Here is a 1,815-nt window from a genome sequence, read left to right as displayed (position 1 = left end):
GGGCGGGGGCGCGGCGCAGGGTCCGTCCGCCCGGCTATCGCGCGGACGCGACGACCGGATAGTGATCCGAGAGGTTCGTGTACGTGTAGTCCGTGCCCCAGCTGGAAACGGTCCAGGGCGCGCTGTCCTCCTTGACCACCTCGTTCGTCCACCCCGCCGGCTTGGCGTGGCCCGCACGGTGCAGCACGTAGTCGAGGTCCTCGCGCGGGTCGTCGGGGTAGCGGTCGGCGGCGATCGAGTTGTCCTGCGTGTCGAAGGAGTACGGGTGCCCGGTACGGGCGTCCGCCCCGGTCAGCCCGGCGTTCGCCAGCAGCGACGCGTACTCGGGGGAGTGGGAGTCGACGTTGAGGTCACCGGCCACGATGACCTGCTCGGACGCCGGGATGTTCTTCGCGTCGAGGAACGCGTCGATCTGGCGGAACTGCCGGCCCCGGATCTCCGCCGCCTCGCCCGCACCGCATCCCGGATCCGTGGACTGGGTGTGGGTGCCGACGATGTGCACCCGGGCACCGTTCACGTTCAGTTCGGCATAGGCGAAGCCCTTGTTGGACCACCAGTCGCTGCCGCAGGCATCCTTGTAGATGTGCTGCTCCTGCCGGACGATCGGCCACTTGCTGAGGACGGTGACGCCGCCGTCCTCGGGCGTCGCGGCGGAGTAGGACCCGCTGGTGGCGTCCCATCCGCTCCTGCTCCGGCCGACCACCGGGGTGTGGAACGGGTACTGGGCCGAGGCGTTGGCCGTCAGCGCGTCCGACGAGGCGTTGTCGAAGGCCTCCTGGAGTACGACGACGTCGTTGCCACGGAAGAACGAGGTCTTCGGTATCTCCGCCGCCCGGTGGGCCTGGCCCCAGTTCGGGTAGAGGTTCGTGCTCATCAGGAACGTGTTGTACGTGAGCACCCGCAGGGACGGAGTACCGGCGACGGCCGACGCGTGCGGGGCGCCGGCGGTCAGAGCGACGGCGGCGAGCGCGGCGGACAGGGTCACGCCGGAGATGCGGCGAAGCGCGGAGTGGGGCACCTGGACTCCTGATTCTGCTGTGGCAGTTGGGGGGTGGTGAGGTCCTGGCCCCATGAAAGCAGGAGGAGTTACCCGTGGGTAGACGGCGGGTGCCAGGAGTCTGTCCCGCCACCGTCCATCAGGTCCTCCGGCCGCGCCGCCGCGTCCCGGTGTCCGTCATCGCCTCGTCGCGTACACGATCAGGTTGTCGACGGGGTGCCCCTGCGCGTCGAACGCGCCGTCACAGGTGACCAGACGCAGGGCCCGGTCGTCCGTCGGTCCGTAGACCCGGTTGGTCGGGAACGCGGTCTTGCTCGCCGTCTCGCGGCCGGTGACCTCGAAGTGGACTTCGGCGCCCTTCGCGTCCCGGACGGTGATGTCAGCCCCCTTGGTGATCTTCTTCAGGTCGTGGAAGACGGCCCGGCCGAAGCGGGTGTCGTTGTGGCCGATCAGGACGGCGGGCCCTTGCGCGCCCGGCACCGGGCCGCCGGTGTACCAGCCGACCGTCATGCCCTTCTCGGCGGGCGGCACTTCGACCGTGCCGTCGGTGTTCAGACCGAGACGCATGATGTCGCTGTCCACTCCGAGGGAAGGGATGGAGACGTGAACCGGCGGCTGGGCAGCGGGCTTTGCCGGGCTTCCGGTGGCGGCCGAGGATCCGGCCTCAGGGGTGACGGCCGTGGAGGTCGTCGGAGCGACGGCGGCCGGAGACTTCGACGGCGAGGCGTCGGAGCAGCCGGTCAGTGCGGTGAGTGAAGTCAGCGCGGTGAGCACCAGACAGGCGTGGACCAGGGACGGGGTGGTACGGGGCATGGGGG

General features: G+C 70.1%; 2 protein-coding genes. Both read right to left on the bottom strand.

Annotated features, from left to right (window positions below; all coding sequences use genetic code 11):
* Positions 1–34: 34 nt before the first annotated feature.
* Positions 35–1,018 carry a sphingomyelin phosphodiesterase gene (gene sph / locus JGS39_RS39205; RefSeq protein ID WP_219574535.1) on the bottom strand — a complete coding sequence of 328 codons (984 nt, stop codon included), beginning with the start codon at positions 1,016–1,018 and terminating at the stop codon, positions 35–37.
* Between the two features lie 156 nt (positions 1,019–1,174).
* Positions 1,175–1,810, bottom strand: coding sequence for a class F sortase (locus JGS39_RS39200; RefSeq protein ID WP_219574536.1), 636 nt, complete (start codon positions 1,808–1,810; stop codon positions 1,175–1,177).
* Between the last annotated feature and the right edge of the window lie 5 nt (positions 1,811–1,815).

It is taken from the genome of Streptomyces poriferorum (assembly GCF_019399235.1).
In the GTDB taxonomy this organism is placed as follows: domain Bacteria; phylum Actinomycetota; class Actinomycetes; order Streptomycetales; family Streptomycetaceae; genus Streptomyces; species Streptomyces poriferorum.
This window is presented reverse-complemented; position numbering and strand designations above follow the sequence as displayed.

Excerpts from the sequence above, each read along its gene's own strand:
- JGS39_RS39200 (WP_219574536.1), bottom strand. The coding sequence starts at position 1,810 with ATGCCCCGTACCACCCCGTCCCTGGTCCACGCCTGTCTGGTGCTCACC.